This window comes from Fodinicola feengrottensis (genome assembly GCF_039530045.1).
GTDB lineage: Bacteria > Actinomycetota > Actinomycetes > Mycobacteriales > HKI-0501 > Fodinicola > Fodinicola feengrottensis.
Window position 1 is genome coordinate 342938 of sequence record NZ_BAAANY010000020.1, and the last position, 12882, is coordinate 355819.

Genomic DNA, 12882 nt, shown 5'->3' on the forward strand with positions numbered 1-12882 from the left:
TCTTCCCTTTCCTAGTAGGACTTCGGAAGACCCAGCGAGAACTGGGCGATGAAGTTCAGGATCATTTCCCGGCTTACCGGCGCGATCCGGCCGACCCGGGAAGCCGCGATCAGCGAAGCCACCCCGTATTCGGCGGTCATGCCGTTGCCGCCCATCGACTGCACCGCCTGGTCGACGGCTCGGACGGCGACCTCGGCGGCGGCATATTTCGCCATGTTCGCTGCCTCACCGGCGCCCATGTCGTCGCCGCTGTCATAAAGGAAAGCGGCCTTCCGCATCATCAACCGGGCCAGCTCCAACTCGATCTTGATCTGCGCCAGCGGGTGCGCAATGCCTTGGTGCGCACCAATCGGCGTCTTCCAGACCGTGCGGTCGTTCACGTACCGAACGGCCTTCTCCAGCACGTGTCGTGCGATGCCGGACGAAAACGCCGAGGCCATCACTCTTTCCGGGTTCAGGCCGGCGAAAAGCTGCATCAGGCCAGCGTCTTCGGTGCCGATCAACGCATCGGCCGGCAAGTGCACGTCATCCAGGAACAACATGAACTGGCGGTCCACGGACACGAGTTCCATGTCGATTTGCTTGCGTTCCAAGCCTTTCGCGTCGGTGGGTACGACGAAAAGCACCGGCTTGAGCTTGCCGGACTTGGCGTCCTCGGTGCGCCCGACGATCAGCACAGCATCGGCCACGTCGACCCCGGAAATGAAGACCTTCCGGCCGGACAGCACCCATTCGGTGCCGTCCCGGCGGGCGGTGGTGGTCAACCGGTGTGAGTTGGAGCCCGCGTCCGGCTCGGTGATCCCGAAAGCCATCGTGAACGATCCGTCCGCGATGCCCGGCAGGTAACGCTGCTTCTGTTCGTCGGTCCCGAAACGGTTGATCACCGTGCCACAGATCGCCGGCGAGACAACCATCATCAACAGCGGACAGCCGGCCGCGCCGAGTTCTTCCAACACGATCGCCAGCTCCGTCATGCCAGCGCCACCGCCGCCGTATTCCTCCGGCAGGTTCACGCCGAGGAAGCCCTGTTTCCCGGCCTCCTGCCAGAGTTCGTCGCAGTATTCGCCGGCCCGCGCTTTCCTCACGTAGTAGTCGTAGCCGTAGCGCTTGCCCAACTCGGCGACCGCGGCGCGAAGCGCCTTCTGTTCCTCGGTTTCGTTGAAGCTCACGATCCACTCTCCTCGTCGGTTTCCGGACGTACGACCGCAAGCACGGCGCCGATCTCCACCTGCTGTCCGATCCGGACGGTCAGCTCGTCCACCACTCCGGCCACCGGCGCGCTGACCTGGTGTTCCATTTTCATCGCCTCCAGCCACAGCAGCGGCTGGCCGGCTCGTACGCGATCTCCGACGGCAACCGCCAGCCGAACGATCGAGCCGGGCATCGGCGCGGTCAGCGACCCGGAGGCGGCGCCCGAATCCGCGGGCGCGAAGCGTCCGATCCGGTGCACCTGCACCGAGCCAGATGCGGAGTCCACACATCGAAGATCCTCGTACCGGGCGACCGAAAACCATCGCCGGACTCCCCCGACGACCAACGCGACTCCGGCCGCGCTCGCTTCGACCAGCCCAACGTTCGGATGGTCCGGCGCGGCCAGCCCATCCCGGGAGAGTCGGTACGACACCACGTGCTCATCGGTGCCATCGGCGTACTTTTTCCGCAGTGGTGTGGAAAACACGTTCCGCCAGCCGACCGGTAGGCCGGACAGGTCACCGGCGTCCCGTCGGTTCGCCTCGGCGTCGGCCACCGCGCAGGCCAACGCGGCCAGCTTGACCTCGTCCTTGTCCAGCAGTGGCTGGAAAAGATCGTGGTGCTCAAGGAAGTCCGTACGAGTCTCGCCGGCCAGGAAGTCCGGATCGCTGAGCACTCGTACGAGCAAGTCGCGGTTGGTCTTCAGACCGTGAATCGTCATCCTTCGGAGCGCTCCGGCCAAAGCCGTGGCCGCCTCCCGCCGATCCGGATGCCAGGCGATCACCTTCGCCAGCATCGGATCGTAGTGAATGCCGACCTCGGATCCGTTCTGTACGCCCGAATCCAACCGCAGGCCGTACGACCGCAAGACCTCAAACTCGAGAGCCGGCTGGGCCAGCTCAAACCGATAGAGGACGCCGGTCTGCGGCTGCCAGCTATTGCCGGGATCCTCCGCATAGAGCCGAACTTCGATCGCATGTCCCTGCGCGACCGGTGCGATGGCCGGCAATGGCTCACCTTCGGCGATCCGTAGCTGTAGCCGGACCAGGTCGACCTGATGCACGCACTCCGTGACCGGATGCTCGACCTGCAGCCGGGTGTTCATTTCCAGGAAGAAGAACTCGCCGTCATCGGTGGCCAGGAACTCCACTGTGCCAGCACCGCGATAGTCGATCGCCTTGGTGGCCGCGGTCGCCGCACTCATCAGCGCGGCTCGCATCGCCGGTTTCGTGGAAACCAAGGGCGAAGGCGTCTCCTCGACGATCTTCTGGTGTCGCCGCTGGATCGAACACTCCCGCTCCTGCAATGCCCACACCGTGCCGTGGGCGTCGGCCATCACCTGGACCTCGATGTGCCGGCCAGTCGGCAGATATCGTTCGCAGAAAACACTTCCGTCACCGAAGGCCGACGCGGCCTCAGCGGACGCCGCGGTCAGCTCGCCGGCGAGGTCCTCGAGCCGTCGCACCACCCGCATCCCGCGCCCGCCGCCGCCAGCGGATGCCTTGATCAGCACCGGAAGATCCGCATCCGTGACGTGCTCGGGCTCCAGTTGGCCCAAAACCGGTACGCCCGCCTCGATCATCAACTGCTTGGACGCGATTTTCGAGCCCATCGCGTCAATCGCGGCCGGTGGCGGGCCGATCCAGCACAGGCCCGCGGCCTCCACCGCGCGAGCGAACCCAGCGTTCTCGGAGAGAAATCCGTAGCCAGGATGCACCGCGTCCGCACCGGCCTCTTTGGCCGCCGCGATCAGCACGTCGACATTCAGATAGGTCTCCGCAGGCGTTTCTCCTGCCAGCCGTACGGCGGAGTCCGCCTCCGGTACGTGCGGCGACCCCGCATCCGGATCGGAATACACCGCGACCGTGCCGATCCCGAGCGCGGCACAGGTCCGGATGATCCGCCGGGCGATCTCGCCGCGGTTCGCGATCAGTACGGTGGAAATCACAGCCATCCTCATCACATCCGGAAGACGCCGAAGCCGTCCGCACCGCGAACGGGACCGGTGTGGATGGCGGACAAACACAGGCTCAGGATCGTACGGGTGTCCCGCGGATCGATCACCCCGTCGTCGTAAACCCACCCCGACAGGAACATCGCCAGCGACTCGGCCTCGATCTGGTTCTCCACCGCGGTCCGCATGGCCGCGTCGTTTTCGTCGCTGTACGGCAAACCTTTCGCTTCCGCGGAAGCTCTGGCCACGATAGACAGCACACCGGCCAACTGTTGCGGGCCCATCACCGCGGACTTCGCGCTGGGCCAGGCGAACAAGAACCTTGGATCGTACGCACGACCGCACATGCCGTAGTGGCCAGCGCCGTACGACGCGCCCATCAGCACCGAAAGATGGGGCACCTTGCTGTTCGACACCGCGTTGATCATCATCGCGCCGTGTTTGATAATCCCGCCGCGCTCATAGCTGGCCCCGACCATGTAGCCGGTGGTGTTGTGCAGGAACAACAAAGGCGTGTCGGACCGGTTCGCCAACTGGATGAACTGGGCCGCCTTCTGCGACTCCTCGCTGAAAAGGATCCCGCGGGCGTTGGCGAGAATGCCGATCGGATAACCGTAGATGCGCGCCCACCCCGTCACCAGGCTCGACCCGTACAACGGCTTGAACTCGTCGAAATCCGAGTCGTCGACAATCCGTGCGATCACCTCACGTGGATCGAAAGGTGTCTTCAGGTCGACGGGCACGACCCCGAGCAAGTCATCCGCGCCATAGCGGGGATCCTGCCGCACGGCAGGACGCGGGCCTTCTTTAGACCAGTTGAGCCGCGCGACGATTCGCCGGGCGATCCCCAGCCCGTCCGTTTCGTCGACGGCGAAGTAATCCGCCAACCCGGAGACGCGGGCATGCATGTCCGCGCCGCCCAGTGACTCGTCGTCGGAGTCCTCGCCGGTGGCCATTTTCACCAGCGGCGGCCCGCCGAGAAACACCTTCGACCGCTCGTTGATCATCACGACGTGGTCGCACATGCCCGGCACGTACGCGCCGCCGGCCGTCGAATTTCCGAACACCACCGCGACAGTCGGGATGCCGGCGGCGGAAAGTCGGCTCAGATCCCGGAACATCTGCCCGCCCGGGATGAAGATCTCCTTCTGGGCCGGCAAATCGGCGCCGCCGGACTCGACGAGGTTGATCAGCGGCAGCCGGTTCTCTTCGGAGATCTGCATCGCCCGGCGAACCTTGCGCCCGGTGTACGGGTTGCTCGAACCGCCACGCACGGTCGGATCGTGAGCAACCACCACGCATTCGACCCCGGACACCGTACCGACCCCGGTGACCACGCTCGCGCCGACGGCATACTGGGTGCCCCACGCGGCCAGCGGCGACAGCTCCAGGAAGGCACTGTCCTCATCGATCAGCAGCTCGATCCGCTCACGGACCAGCAGCTTGCCGCGTTTGCGATGCCGCTCCACGTATTTCGGGCCACCGCCGCCGACCGCCTTGGCGTGTTCGGCGTCGACCTCGGCGAGTTTGGCCATCATCGCCTGCGCGTTCGCGGCGAACTCGTCCGATCGAGTGTCCAAAAGGGACCGCAGCACGGTCATGAGGTGTATCCGAGCCGCCGCGCCGCCAACGAGGTCATGATCTGCGCGGCGCCACCGCCGATATCCAGGATTTTCATGTCGCGATAATGCCGTTCCACCTCGGAAGACCTCATGTATCCCATCCCGCCGTGCAGTTGTACGGCCTGGTCGACTACCCAGCTGCCGGCCTCGACCGCCGCGTTCTTGGCGAAACACACCTGGGCGATCAGGTCGGTCTCGCCGGCCACATACCGCCGGGCGATGTCCCGTACGTACGTGCGCGCCACGTCCGTGCGTTGGGCCATCTCGGTCAGCGTGTGCTGGACGACTTGCCTGGAGATCAGCGGCCGCCCAAAAGTCTCCCGCAGCCGGCACCACTGGACGGTCAGGTCGAGAGCCCGCTGGGCCGTCGCGTACGCCTGCACCGCCAACGAGATCCGCTCGGTCACGAAATGCTCGGCGATCTGGTAGAAACCGGTGTTCTCGGCGCCCACCAGGTTCGTCACCGGCACTCGTACGTCCACAAAGGACAGCTCGGCGGTGTCTGAACAGAGCCATCCCATCTTCGCCAGTTTCTTGGACACGGTGAACCCGGGGGTGCTCTTTTCGATCACCAGCAACGAGATCCCGTGCGCGCCGTCGCCACCGGTCCGGACGGCGGTGGTGACGAAATCCGCCCGGCATCCGGACGTGATGAAGGTTTTACTGCCATTAACGACATACGAGTCGCCATCCCGGCGAGCACTCGTCCGCAGCGAAGCCACGTCAGATCCGCCGTCCGGTTCGGTGATCGCCAGCGAGCCGATCAGCTCACCGGCCAGTGTCGGTCGGACCCACCGGTCGATCTGTTCAGAGTTTCCGGCCGAAACGAGGTGCGGCACGGCGATCCCGCAGGTCAGCAGCGAGGCGATCAGCCCGCCGCAGCCGCCGGCCGCGAAAATCTCCTCCACCGCGGTCAGCGAGTCCAGGATGTCCCCGCCGCTGCCGCCGACCGACTCCGGGAACGCCAGCCCCAGCAGCCCTATCGTGGCCGCTTCCTTGTGCAACTCGCGGGGAAGTTCGCCGACCTCTTCCCACTCGGTAAGGGACGGCAGCACCTTTGCGGCCATGAAACGCCGAACCGACTCGGCCAGCGCGGTTTGTTCGGGCGTACGAAAGGTGTCGATCACAGCAGCGACTCCGGAATGTCCACGTGCCGGGCCCTCAACCACTCGCCCAGGCCCTTCGCCTGCGGATCGAACCGGGCCTGCGAGGCCACTCCCTGCCCGAGCAGCCCCTCGACCACGAAGTTCAGCGCGCGCAGATTTGGCAACACATAACGCGAAACCGGCAGATCGGCGGCCTCCGGCAGCAGTCTGCGGAATTCGTCGACGGTTAGCGTGTGGGCAAGCCAGCGCCACGCCTCGTCCGACCTTGCCCACACGCCGACGTTGGCCGAGCCGCCTTTGTCGCCACTGCGTGCGTCCACGATCGATCCCAACGGGACCCGGCGGGTGGGACCAGTCGGCAGCGGGTCGGGCAACGCGGGCGTGGCCAGGTCGGCGAGCGCGAGCGTCTCTCTGGCCGCTGGCAAGGCAACGACCGTTCCGTCCGGCAGGTGAGCGTTGTGCGGAACCATATTCGCGTCGACGAAGGCAGCCGTGTAGACGGCGTACGGGGACGCTTTCCCAGGTGGAGCCGTGACAAAGAACCCCGGGTAGCTGGCCAGCGCCAGCTCGATCGCGGCCCCACTGAACGCCCGTCCCACCACGTCCGGGTTCGCATCCTTGACCACACAACGAAGCAGCGTGCTCGCCTGCTCCTCGGTCTCCCCGTCGGCGGCCGCCGTACGCGTCAACGTCCAGGTCAGCTCGGCCGGTGGCTGGGCAGCCAACGCGGCGGTCATCTGTGCCTTGACCAGCTCCGCCTTAGCGTCGATATCGAGGCCGGTCAACACAAACTCGACCTGGTTGCGAAAGCCCCCGAGAGTGTTGAGGCAGACCTTCACAGTCGGCGGCGGAGCTTCACCTCGCACCCCACTGATCCGTATCCGGTCTTTGTCCACTTCGGACAGTCGGATGGTGTCGAAGCGAGCGGTGGCGTCAGGATTCGCATAGCGCGGCGCACCTATCTCGTACAACAGCTGCGCGGTCACCGTTCCGATCGTGACCGCACCGCCGGTGCCGTCGTGTTTGGTGATCACACTCGAGCCGTCCGGATGGATCTCGGCGATCGGGAAGCCGGGCCGGCTGATGTCCAGCTCACCGAATCCGGAGTAGTTGCCGCCGGTTGCCTGCGTCCCGCACTCGATCACGTGACCCGCGACCACCGCTCCAGCCAGCGCGTCATGGTCGGCCGCCGTCCAGCCGTACCGGGCGATCGCTGGCCCGACCACCAGCGACGCGTCGGTGACCCGGCCGGTGACCACGATGTCGGCGCCGGCCCGGAGGCATTCGGCGATGCCCCAGGCGCCGAGATACGCGTTCGCGGTCAACGGTTTCCCGAGATTCAGCTCGCCCGCGCGGGCCAACAGGTCGTCACCGTCGACGTACGCGACCGAAGCCGTCAGCCCGAGCTTGCCGACCACTTCCCGCAGCCGCTCAGCCAGCCCGGCCGGGTTGAGCCCACCGGCGTTGCTGACCACCATGACTCCGCGGTCGAGCGCTAATCCAAGGTTCTCTTCGAGCTGTCGTAGGAAAGTCTTGGCGTACCCAAGACTCGGATCCTTCATCCGGTCCCGGCCGAGAATCAGCATCGTGAGCTCGGCCAGGTAGTCGCCGGTGAGCACGTCCAGCGGACCGTCGGTGAGCATCTCGCGGACCGCCGAGAAGCGGTCGCCGTAGAACCCGGACGCGTTGCCGATCCGGATGGGTGCGCCAGCCGTCATGCGTGGAGCCTGCCCGGTCGCGCCGAAAAAAGCAAGCACGCCTGCTTGTTTTCTGCCTCTCCAACGATCGAGACGCCACGGATCACGCAGATCGCCCCCAACCGCGGCAACCCTGTGGTAAGTGTTGTTTTCCCGTCAAATGCGGCCGATCGGGGCGGTCAATATCGCGCTGCAATGGGGGCGACATGCCTGCGCGACCTAGTGGGACCATGCTCGACCGGGAGGACCAGCTGGCCCGGTCGCTCCGTACCGGACCCTTTCACCTGGCACTACGCAGCGCGATCGAGTGTCGCGGACTGTCCTTGGCTCGGCTCCAGTACCGACTCGCCCAACAGGGCATCCAGGTCGCTCAGTCCACCCTCAGCTACTGGCAGCAGGGCATCCGCCGACCGGAGCGAGCGGAGTCTCTCCGCGCGGTCACGATGCTGGAGGAGATCCTCCGGCTGCCGAATGGCTCGCTGACGATCCTGCTGGGCTCCCGCCGCCCACGCGGGCGCTGGCTCAACCACCTGCCCGGATCGCGCGCGCTGGCCGAGGTGATGTCCGGCCCGCGAGAGGCGGTGGACCGGCTGCTCACCGAGATTGGCGGCGCGCCGGGCAAAGTACGGGTAGCGAGCCTGCACGAGTTCCTTTTCCTGGACGGTCAGGGCCGGCTGGCGCGATCCGAGCTGCACCACGTCGTGCGGGCGGTCTCCGGGCGTACGGACCGGCTGGTCGCCTTGTACGCCGGCGACCCAGGCTGCGATGCGAGCCGGATCGACGTACGAGCCACCGTCAACTGCCAGATCGGCCGGATCCGCCGCGACTCCGTCGAGGGCCTGGTCGCCGCCGAGATCCTGTTTGGCCGAGAGGTGTCGGACGGCGAAACGCACGCCATGCGCTACGAATTCCTCGACGGCACCGCGGACACCCCGTTCCCCGGCCACCAGCGCGGTTTTCCCTTCTCCGGTGGGCAATATCTGCTGTTCCTGCAGTTCGACCCGGGCTGTCGACCCAGCCGCTGCCTCTACCGGTCGCTACGGCGAGACCCGCAACCGCAGGAAATTCCGGTCAGTTCACATTCAGCCGTCCACATCCTTGAGGACGACATCCAGCCGGGTGTCCTTTCGCTGACCTGCGACTGGCCCTGACCGCCGCCGGCCCCCTCTGGCGTCGCGCGGTGGGATTGGGCAGACTTGTGCCGCACAGCCCGGCAAAAGACAAGGACGATGTGAACCCCGCACGCAAACTGCGCCAAACGGCCGGTCAGGTCGCGATCGTGGCCTTTCTGGTCTCGCTGCTCACCACGTACTTCCACGCCACCGCCATCCGGACGCTGTCCAATGTGGTGTTCATGGTGGCGGCCATCCTTAGGCTCTGCCTGTTCGGGTTCGACAAGTTCGTCCGCGGCGGCCGCTAAACAGCGAGGGCGGGCGACGCTCGTACGCGCCGACCTGGTGGCCGGTAGGTCCGCCATGCCACCGCCAGCCGGCGGACCGCTTCGGCCTGAGTGTCCAGCGGTAACCGGAAATGCAGCCGGATGTGGTCTTCGCCGCCGCCGGTCACGTCCAAGCCGGCGCCGGGCAACACGGCGACTCCGTGCCGAATCGCCGCCTGCGCGAAAGAAGTGCCATCGCCGTACGGCAGCCGGACCCACAGGGTTTGACCGCCGCGAACCGCCGGCGCCTGCCAATCGGGCAGGTGACGGGCCAGTTCAGCCTGCAGATGGTGGTGACGGCGCTGAAGTTCCTCGGCCCGCCGCGACGAAAGTTCGTCGAGACGCCCGACCAGCTCGGCGGCCGCAAGCTGACCTGGCGTGTCACCGCCAATATCATGCACGGCCCGTAGCCGGGTCAGCCGCGCGATCACCGGCGCGGCGGCCCGCACCCATCCGATCCGCAGCCCACCCCACAGTGTCTTGCTCAACGATCCCACCGCGATCACCGCTTCGCCGGTCATCGCCGGCGGTGGCCGCTCACCCGGAAATCCCAAGTCCGCCGGCACTTCGTCGGCGATCAGCGGCACTCCAGTGGCCGCGGCGACGGCCGCGAGGTGAACCCGGTCCGGCGCCGAAAGCACGGATCCGGTCGGATTGTGGAAAGTCGGGATCACGTACGCCAGCGCCGGCCGCTCTTCCCTTACGGCAGCGGCAAAGCCAGTCAGTCCGACGGGCAGTGCCCGGAGCACGGCTCCCTCCTCACGGAATGCCTCCAGCGCGCCCGGATAGGTGGGTGCCTCCAGCAGCACTCGCTCCCCCGGGCGTACGAATCCACGCGCCGTCAACGAAAGCGCCTGCTGGCCACCGTTGGTCACCAGCACTTCCTCAACGGTGGTCGGATTTCCCCGCTGCGTATAGCGTTCCGCGATCGCCGCCCGCAGCCGCGGATGGCCGGCCGGGTGATAGCCGATGTCGTTGCTGATCGACGCGAGCTCGGGCACTATTCGCGCGTACGCCTGCGCCACCTCCGGCGGTGGCGCGTCCGGAGCGGCGCAGGCGAACAGGATCACGCCGTCCCTGGGCTCCAGTTGGTGCAGGAACATCGGCGCCGCGGTGGTTTCCAGGGCCGTCGTCCGCCGTTCCCCGGCCACTCTGGTGCCACTGCCCTGCCTCCGGACGATCCGGCCGTCCTGGGTGAGCTGCTCGTACGCGGCGACCACGGTCGTACGCCCGACCGCGAGCGCCGCCGCAAGGCTGCGATCGGGTGGCAACGGCGTGCCCGGCGGCAGCTCGCCGTCATCGATCATCTGCCGCAATCGGCTCGCCAGCAGCACATAGAGCGGGCCGCGGCCGGTCGACCAGCGGCCCAATCGCTCGCTCAGCTCGATTGGCTCCATCTCCAAACCAATTCTGGCCGATTGGCTCTGGGAATGCCAGCCGGGGTGCCACACGATGGGGACATGACTCGATTTGCCCCGAACGCCATCATGTCCCTGGTCGGCGAGACGCCCCCGCATGATCTCGGCGAGAGCGTCAGCCCGGAGTTGCACCTGGGTGACCTGCTGTCCGGTGATCTTTCCGACCTGTCACTGGGATACGGCACCGCTGCCGGTGATCCGGCTCTGCGCGCGGCGATCGCCACCTCGAACGGCGTCGACGCGGACGAGGTCGTCGTCACCGTCGGTGGAATGCACTCGATTTTCCTGATCGCCTTTCTGCTGTGCTCCCCCGGCGACGAAGCGGTGACCGTGTCCCCGCTGTTTCCGATGTCCCGCAACGCGCTTGACGCGATGGGTGCGGACGTACGCGTGTTGCCGTTGACTTTCGAGGACGGCTACCGGCTGGATCCGGCCCGGCTACGCCCTTTGCTGACGCCCGCGACAAAACTCGTCAGTCTGGCGTCGCCGCAGAACCCGTCCGGCGTCGCTTTTTCGCCGGATACCGTGCGAGAGGTGCTCGCCATCATGGCAACGCAATGCCCAGCCGCGTACCTGCTGCTGGACGAGACATATCGCGAGGCAGCTTATGGTTCCGATCAGGTGACCGCCAGCGCGGCAGGTCTCAACGACCGAGTGATTTCAGTCGCCTCGCTGTCAAAATGCCACGGCGCGGCTGGACTTCGGATCGGCTGGACCATCACCCGTGATCCGAAGCTGCGAGAGAGCTTGGTGCTGGCCAAATTCAACACCGTCGTCACTTGCTCATCTGTCAGTGAGACGTTGGCCCTGCGCATTTTCCAGAACCTGGAGAACATTCTGGCGTCCCGCCGGCAGTCGCTCAGCACAGGTCTGGCCATGGTGGAGCAATGGGTGGCAGAAAACGCCGCATTCGTCGAGTGGGTACGCCCAGACGCCGGCGCGATCTGCTGTGTACGCCTCAAACCGGCTGCGTTCGACGACAAGGCAGTCGAAAGCTTCTATCAAACACTGCAAGATCACGGCGTACGAGTGGCCAACGGCACCTGGTTCGGCGAACCGGCCCGCGTCTTTCGCCTCGGCTTCGGTTTCCTCGCCGAGCCCGAACTGAAGGCCGCCCTTGACGCGTTCTCCGCCGCGCTCAGAGACCGGGGTTTTGGAGAGGCGTGAAAGTAGGGGAAGCGATGTACGGGGGACGGGGCTTGCGGGCCGAGTAGGGGGCTCGCAGGGTGTTTTCCATGCTGTTGAAAACGACGAAGATGTTCGAGCGCGGATACGGAGTGATGTTGTTCGCCGATCCGTGCATGATGTTGCAGTCGAACATCAACGCCGAGCCCGCCGACCCGGTGAACTGGTCGATGCCGTGGTCTGCCGCCAACTGGGTGAGACTTGCCTGGTCGGGGGTGCCGATTTCCTGTTCCTTCAGCGAAGCCCGGTAGTGGTCATCCGGCGTTTCGCCCACACAGGAAACGAAAGTGCGATGCGAGGCGGGCATCACCATCAGGCCGCCGTTGAACGGGTAGTTGTCGGTCAACGCGATGGACATGCTGACCGCGCGCATCGCCGGCATGCCGTCCTCGGCGTGCCAGGTCTCGAAATCCGAATGCCAGTAGAAGCCTTTGCCGGTGAATCCGGGCATGTAATTTACCCGACTCTGGTGCACGTAGACATCCGAGCCGAGAATCTGCCGGGCCCGGTCCAGCACTCGCGGCTGGGTGATCAGCTCCCGGATTGGCTCACTGATCTGGTGCACCTCGAAGACGGACCGCACTTGCGCGGATTCCTTCTCCACAATCGTACGTTCATCGGCTTTCAGCGCTGGATCGGTCGCCAGCTTCTCCAACTCCTGCCGGTAAAACCGCACCTCCGTCGGCGTCAGCAACCCGCCGACGGTCAGATATCCCTTTGACTCGTACGATCGGAGTGTCGCAGCCTCGATCGGCCCGGGCCGCTGGCCCCACACCGTCGGATCGACCCGCGGGATCAGCCGCGGCTGATCACCCACCCTGGTCGGATACGGATCGGACACTTTTGGCTCGGTGGTGGTCATGGGGCTACCTCCGTCTCGGCGATCAACGGATACACTCCGTTCTCGTCGTGCACCTCCCGGCCGGTGACCGGTGGGTTGAAAACACAGATCGTGCGCATGTCCGTCTTGGGCAGCAGTTGATGGTGCTCGTGGCCGTCCAACAGGTAGAGGCTGCCCGGGCCGATCTTGTACGTCTGGTCATTGTCCTTGTCGACCAGCTCGCCTTCCCCCTCGACGCACAACACGGCCTCGATGTGATTGGCATACCAGAAATCATTGATCGTGCCGGCATAAAGCACCGTCTCGTGCATCGAAAAGCCGACACCTTCCTTGGCGAGCACAATGCGCTTGCTCCGCCAGTTCGGCGTCCGTACGTCCCGGTCCGTCTCGTCGATTTCTTCCAGCGTACGAACAATCATCGCTCTCCCCT

The 12882-nt window shown here is 65.7% G+C and carries 11 protein-coding genes; 3 read left to right on the forward strand and 8 right to left on the reverse strand.

Annotated elements, in window-relative coordinates:
* Positions 1 to 11: 11 nt before the first annotated feature.
* From ABD301_RS25735 to ABD301_RS25755, 5 genes are read right to left on the reverse strand one after another with little or no spacing between them, the layout of a single operon-like run.
* A complete protein-coding gene (locus ABD301_RS25735; protein WP_163566818.1) occupies positions 12 to 1169 on the reverse strand; it encodes an acyl-CoA dehydrogenase family protein in 1158 nt (385 codons plus the stop codon).
* A complete protein-coding gene (locus ABD301_RS25740) occupies positions 1166 to 3151 on the reverse strand; it encodes an acetyl/propionyl/methylcrotonyl-CoA carboxylase subunit alpha (protein ID WP_344313053.1) in 1986 nt (661 codons plus the stop codon). The genes ABD301_RS25735 and ABD301_RS25740 overlap by 4 nt, the downstream gene beginning before the upstream one ends.
* On the reverse strand, positions 3151 to 4746 hold the full coding sequence (locus ABD301_RS25745; RefSeq protein WP_163566817.1) for an acyl-CoA carboxylase subunit beta: 1596 nt from the start codon (positions 4744 to 4746) through the stop codon (positions 3151 to 3153). Before ABD301_RS25745 ends, ABD301_RS25740 begins: the two co-directional genes overlap by 1 nt.
* Entirely contained in the window at positions 4743 to 5891 is a 1149-nt protein-coding gene (locus ABD301_RS25750; protein WP_344313250.1) for an acyl-CoA dehydrogenase family protein, read from the reverse strand. Before ABD301_RS25750 ends, ABD301_RS25745 begins: the two co-directional genes overlap by 4 nt.
* A complete protein-coding gene (locus tag ABD301_RS25755) occupies positions 5891 to 7591 on the reverse strand; it encodes an acyclic terpene utilization AtuA family protein (RefSeq protein ID WP_344313054.1) in 1701 nt (566 codons plus the stop codon). Before ABD301_RS25755 ends, ABD301_RS25750 begins: the two co-directional genes overlap by 1 nt.
* A 185-nt stretch (positions 7592 to 7776) precedes the next feature.
* Between ABD301_RS25755 and ABD301_RS25760 the strand changes: the two genes are divergently transcribed.
* On the forward strand, positions 7777 to 8721 hold the full coding sequence (locus tag ABD301_RS25760) for a hypothetical protein (protein WP_344313055.1): 945 nt from the start codon (positions 7777 to 7779) through the stop codon (positions 8719 to 8721).
* Between the two features lie 29 nt (positions 8722 to 8750).
* Positions 8751 to 8990, forward strand: coding sequence for a hypothetical protein (locus tag ABD301_RS25765; RefSeq protein WP_344313056.1), 240 nt, complete (start codon positions 8751 to 8753; stop codon positions 8988 to 8990).
* Here ABD301_RS25765 and ABD301_RS25770 read toward each other — a convergent pair.
* Positions 8987 to 10405, reverse strand: coding sequence for an aminotransferase-like domain-containing protein (locus ABD301_RS25770; RefSeq protein ID WP_344313057.1), 1419 nt, complete (start codon positions 10403 to 10405; stop codon positions 8987 to 8989). The two genes, ABD301_RS25765 and ABD301_RS25770, sit on opposite strands and share 4 nt — an antisense overlap.
* A gap of 63 nt (positions 10406 to 10468) precedes the next feature.
* Here ABD301_RS25770 and ABD301_RS25775 point away from each other — a divergent pair, with 63 nt between their 5' ends.
* A complete protein-coding gene (locus tag ABD301_RS25775) occupies positions 10469 to 11593 on the forward strand; it encodes a pyridoxal phosphate-dependent aminotransferase (RefSeq protein WP_163566814.1) in 1125 nt (374 codons plus the stop codon).
* Here ABD301_RS25775 and thpD read toward each other — a convergent pair.
* Both thpD and ABD301_RS25785 read right to left on the reverse strand, forming a co-directional pair.
* A complete protein-coding gene (gene thpD / locus ABD301_RS25780) occupies positions 11565 to 12473 on the reverse strand; it encodes an ectoine hydroxylase (protein WP_163566813.1) in 909 nt (302 codons plus the stop codon). The genes ABD301_RS25775 and thpD overlap by 29 nt on opposite strands.
* Positions 12470 to 12871 (reverse strand): ectoine synthase, encoded by a 402-nt coding sequence (locus tag ABD301_RS25785; protein WP_163566812.1) that lies wholly within the window; start codon positions 12869 to 12871, stop codon positions 12470 to 12472. The genes thpD and ABD301_RS25785 overlap by 4 nt, the downstream gene beginning before the upstream one ends.
* Positions 12872 to 12882: the final 11 nt, after the last annotated feature.

Excerpts from the sequence above, each read along its gene's own strand:
- ABD301_RS25740 (WP_344313053.1), bottom strand. The coding sequence starts at position 3,151 with ATGAGGATGGCTGTGATTTCCACCGTACTGATCGCGAACCGCGGCGAG.
- ABD301_RS25745 (WP_163566817.1), bottom strand. The coding sequence starts at position 4,746 with ATGACCGTGCTGCGGTCCCTTTTGGACACTCGATCGGACGAGTTCGCC.
- ABD301_RS25755 (WP_344313054.1), bottom strand. The coding sequence starts at position 7,591 with ATGACGGCTGGCGCACCCATCCGGATCGGCAACGCGTCCGGGTTCTAC.
- ABD301_RS25760 (WP_344313055.1), top strand. The coding sequence starts at position 7,777 with ATGCCTGCGCGACCTAGTGGGACCATGCTCGACCGGGAGGACCAGCTG.
- ABD301_RS25770 (WP_344313057.1), bottom strand. The coding sequence starts at position 10,405 with ATGGAGCCAATCGAGCTGAGCGAGCGATTGGGCCGCTGGTCGACCGGC.
- ABD301_RS25775 (WP_163566814.1), top strand. The coding sequence starts at position 10,469 with ATGACTCGATTTGCCCCGAACGCCATCATGTCCCTGGTCGGCGAGACG.
- thpD (WP_163566813.1), bottom strand. The coding sequence starts at position 12,473 with ATGACCACCACCGAGCCAAAAGTGTCCGATCCGTATCCGACCAGGGTG.
- ABD301_RS25785 (WP_163566812.1), bottom strand. The coding sequence starts at position 12,871 with ATGATTGTTCGTACGCTGGAAGAAATCGACGAGACGGACCGGGACGTA.